3 protein-coding genes are annotated in these 4,914 nt (G+C 51.0%); 2 read left to right on the top strand and 1 reads right to left on the bottom strand.

Features of this window, described 5'->3' with window-relative positions:
* On the top strand, positions 1-2,664 hold a 2,664-nt coding region (locus QUB12_RS36460; RefSeq protein WP_333310958.1), incomplete at its 5' end, for a calcium-binding protein.
* Between the two features lie 48 nt (positions 2,665-2,712).
* On the opposite strand, the gene QUB12_RS36455 is transcribed toward QUB12_RS36460, so the two are convergent.
* Entirely contained in the window at positions 2,713-3,270 is a 558-nt protein-coding gene (locus QUB12_RS36455) for an NUDIX hydrolase (protein WP_333310956.1), read from the bottom strand.
* Between the two features lie 90 nt (positions 3,271-3,360).
* Between QUB12_RS36455 and QUB12_RS36450 the strand changes: the two genes are divergently transcribed.
* Positions 3,361-4,689, top strand: coding sequence for an AMIN domain-containing protein (locus QUB12_RS36450; protein ID WP_333310954.1), 1,329 nt, complete (start codon positions 3,361-3,363; stop codon positions 4,687-4,689).
* The last annotated feature ends 225 nt before the right edge of the window (positions 4,690-4,914 follow it).

The following is a 4,914-nucleotide window of genomic DNA, read 5'->3' as shown; positions in this document are numbered from 1 at the left end:
GCTGAGATTAACCAATTATTTTTCCAATCGACAGCCAACTTTACAACAGCAAATTTCACCTACAGCGCTACAGACAACCAGGGCGCTACCAGCCCCGCCAGCGCTACTGTATCGGCGCTGCTGCCGATGCCAAACGAACCGCCCGTAGCTAACAACGTCAACCTCGAAATCGCCTCCAGCAGCGCTGTGGCGATCGCAGGACTCGGAGGAACCGACCCCGACGGGTCGATCGCATCCTTCACCATCAACACCGTCCCACCAGCAAATGAAGGGCTGATATTTTTAGGCAATCCCGAAACCGGCGGCCGGATTGTCACCGCCGGTGAAATTCTGACACCTGCTGAGATTAACCAATTATTTTTCCAATCGACAGCCAACTTTACAACAGCAAATTTCACCTACAGCGCTACAGACAATCAGGGCGCTACCAGCCCCGCCAGCGCTACTGTCTCTGCCATTCCCCTGAACGAACCAACACCACCAACACCAACAACACCGCCAACACCAACACCGCCAACACCGCCAACACCGCCAACACCACCAACACCGCCAACACCACCAACACCGCCAACACCAACACCGCCAACACCGCCAACACCAACACCAACACCACCAACACCGCCAACACCACCAACACCGCCAACACCGCCAACACCAACACCCGCAGCGGAACCAACACCACCAACACCGCCAACACCAACACCCGCAGCGGAACCAACACCACCAACACCGCCAACACCAACACCCGCGCCGGAACCAACACCCGCGCCGGAACCAACACCACCAACCCCAGCCCCGCAACCAACACCAACACCAACACCAACCCCAGCCCCGCAACCAACACCAACACCAACACCAACCCCAGAAGCAACCCCTATATTCAACCCAGTACCCGAACCCGATACCAGTTGCGGTTGCCAACCACTGCCCCTACCGCCCAACATCACATTTATCCCACCCCAGCCTTCACAAATACTCAACTTCGACTCCAACGCCGCACAACTCATCGACATCCAAAACACCAGCATCGGCACTCCTGGAAACGATTCCTTAACAGGGAACGAAACTAACGAACTGTTTCTCTCATTTGAGGGCGACGACACAGTGTTAGGTGAAGGCGGCAGCGATATCATCTTCGGCGAACAACAACGAGACTTCATCGCCTCCGGCCTCGAAAACGACATCGTTTATGCCGGCAAAGAAACCGATGCCGTATTTGGTGGCAAAGACAACGATCGCATTTTTGGCGATCGCAATGGAGACACATTGTACGGCGATCGCGGTGCCGACACCATAGTCGGCGACAACGGCAACAACATCGACTTAACCGACAACGACGGCGACCTAATTTTTGGCGGTTCTTCAGGCGACGCCATTGGTAGCAATCAAGGTTCCGACACCGTTTACTCCGGCAAAGGCCCAGACATCGCTTACGGGGGGATCGACAACGACTTGATTTGGGGTGACAAAGGCCCAGACACCCTTTGGGGCGACAAGGGAGACGACTCTGTGTTTGGCGGCGTCCTCAACTCCCTCGATAGCGACCCCGACGGCTTCGATTTACTGTTGGGAGGCGATGGCAACGACCTACTTAACGGCCAAGAACAAGACGATACCTTGCGAGGTGGTAACGGCTTCGATTTGCTGTTTGGAGGCAAAGGGGGCGATGGCATTTTCGGCGAAACTGACTCGGATACTCTCTACGGCAATCTAGGTTCTGACACCATAGTCGGCGACTACGGCACTCCAGCGGGCAGTACAGTTGCCACCGATGAAGGTGATTTAATTTTCGGCAACGACACCGGCGATATCATCGGCGGCGGCAGCGGTAACGATAGCATTTTTGCCGGCAAAGGTAATGACTTAGTTTATGGTGGCAAAGATAATGACCGGATTTGGGGTGAACTCGGTTCCGATACCATTGTCGGCGATGAGGGAGACGATTCGCTTTACGGCGGCTTGCAAAACGAGTTAGTGTCCGATGTTGATGGACGCGACTTGCTATTTGGGGGAGAGGGGAATGACTTCCTCAATGCGGGTGAGAGTTCCGATTCTTTGAGTGGGGGTTTTGGTAACGATACCCTTCGTGGAGGCAAGGATGACGATGTAGTACAGGGAGATGCTGGCGATGATTTGATGTACGGCGACTCGGGCAGCGATATTTTGTGCGGCGATGAAGGTAACGATACCATTAGTGGCGATCGCGGGGAAAATCTGCGAGGCGCTGTGGGTGAAGACGGCCAGCAAGACTGCATCAACGGTGGCAGTGGCGATGACCTGTTATACGGCAATGAAGGTCAAGATACTCTCAATGGTGATGATGGTAATGACACTATTTACGGCGGGAAAGATCGCGATATTCTCAATGGGGGTGTTGGGGATGACTGGCTGTTTGGTGATGGGGGAGATGATACTTTGATTGGGGGTATGGGGAACGATCGTTTTGTGTTAAGCGCTAATAGCGGTATTGATACTGTGCTCAATTTTTCCGTAGGAACTGATAAGTTTGTCCTGGCTGGTGGCTTGAGTTTTGAGGCTTTGCAAATTAACTCGATGGCCAATGGCACACTGCTACAAGTTGCGGCGACTGGTCAGGTTTTGGCTCAGGTTTTTGGGGCTGATAATACTATTACTTCTCTGGATTTTCTGACTCTTTCTCCTTAAGACAGGTTTCACAAAAAACAGCGTGTAGGGTTCCATTCACACAGCACCTTACCGCTGTTTATTCAAAAATTCTAATCCTAAAAAAATAGCTGCGATGCTTCCTGCTACACAAATTTCTCGGTTTGCTATTTTTAACAAAACTTCGGTAATTGGGACTAAAACTACTTCAATATCTTCTGTAATATCCAATTGGATTTTGCTAGCAAGCTTGACATTTTTAGCAAAGTATAGGTAGATAGAATTGGTGTCTTTGACGGGGTTATCATATAAGGTTGCGAGTTCCAAAATTTCTTCAGCAACATATCCAGTTTCTTCGGCAAGTTCTCTGGCGGCTGCCGATTTCCCGCTCTCTTCAGCAGGGTTGAAAGATCCAGCAGGCAGTTCCAGCAAAATTTCGCCTACTCCGTGCCTGTATTGGCGCACTAATACAAGTTCTTGCTGCTCTGTCGTGGCAAATACGAGGGCGATATTGGGTCGGACATTAACAAAAAAGTCGTCTATAATTTGTCCGCTTGGCAATTCTATTTCATCTTGTCTAACCTGACACCATTTGTTGTTAAGAACGAAGCGCGATCGCAATAATTTCCATTTAGTTAAATTTTTCATATCGCAATAATGCTAAACTTTCAGCGTCATCCGAAGGCAAAATTTTCCCATCCATAATCTATTTCAGATCAAAAATTTCACCCAGCAGCCATGCCATACAGAAAATTACCACGAAAATTTTGGGCAGACTTACAAAAATTGACTGTTAATTCTCTAGCACCCGGATTGTTTGCGATCGAGTCACTGAGTCTGAGTCTAGCAGTCGCCGCCGCAGTTGCAGCAGTGGCCGCAACACTGGAACCAGCAAATGCTTCTACAGTCACAAGTTGGCAATTCGATCCGGCGACAAATCAGCTAGAAATTACTCTCCCAGAGGGAACAACCCCCACATATTCTCTACTCAACCCGTCTCAGATTGCTGTGGATTTGCCCAATACTGAGATCGGAGTAGATGCAACTCAGCTATACCCACAAGGTAGAGTGCGTTCTGTGGGGGTGAGTCAACTTCAACCGGGAAGGGCGAGAATTCTGGTCAATTTGGCTCCAGGAGTCGGTTTCAGGGCAGGGCAAGTTCAATTCCAAAGAATTGGGGTAGAAAATCGCTGGGTGTTACGCCCTTCGATCGAACCGACTCCAATTATGGAAACTCCCGAAACTAAACCCCAGCCTGCAATACAAGTACCGCAAAACCAGCCGCCGACTGATTCCAACTCAACTGCTGCCTCAAAGGTCGATCGAGCTGAGCCTCCTACTTCCCTGAATCCCGCTACAAATTATTCGCAGCCGCCAACTCCAAATGACCAAATCCGGCCGCTAAGAGTGCCTTTAGTCAATGTTCGCCTTGACGAACGCCGTGGGGTACAAGCTGCTGCTCTACCCCGCCTATATCCTCAAATAACGGCTGCAGCAGCACCCCAACAGCGGACGCTTACTTTTGGTGAACCGCTTCCTCGCGGACGATCGAATGCTCCTTTGCAGGCTGCGGCTGGGGCGAATGTCTTGTTACCGACGGGCACGGAGCTCAGTTTGCTATACCCAGGCGATCGGGCTTTGCGCCTGCAAGCGAAGCCCAGCCGAGAGGAAGTGCTGTTGCTGCAAGGGGGAATTCTCGACAGTCGCGGTAATACGATCGTACCTGCTAATACGCCGGTCATAGGCCGGTTTGAAACAACGAACCTCGGCAGTCGATTTGTGGTCGAAGCTATTAGTCTCAACGGCCGCAATATCCCTCTCTTCGCTCGCTCGGAGCCCGTGGGCGGCCGCCGACAAGAGCCTTCCGATCGCAGTTTGTTGCGAAATACTGGTATTGGTGGCTTAGCTTTGTTCTTGCTGAGCGGCTTTTCTGGTATCGGTTTGTTGGCGGGAGCAGCCGGTGGTGTTGCTACAACTTACGTCGCTGCTCCTCAACCTGCTACGATTCAACCCGGCCAAATTTTGCAAGTTCAGTTAACGGAAGATTTCCCCCAGTTAGGTTTTTGAAGGAAGAGGGAAGAAGGAAGAGGTTCGAGGTTCGAGGTTCGAGGGAAGAAGGAAGAGGTTCGAGGTTCGAGGTTCGAGGTTCGAGGGAAGAAGGAAGAAGGAAGAGGGAAGAATTTTTTCTTCCCTCGAACCTCTTTGTTGTTCAAAATTTACTTAGGATCGCGAATTAAATAACTTACAATTTTAATTGTTATTGTGGGATGGGCGTCCCGCCCGTCCAAAAAG

Origin of the sequence: Microcoleus sp. B7-D4, from assembly GCF_036705125.1 — a bacterium.
Lineage (GTDB): Bacteria > Cyanobacteriota > Cyanobacteriia > Cyanobacteriales > Microcoleaceae > Microcoleus.
This window is presented reverse-complemented; position numbering and strand designations above follow the sequence as displayed.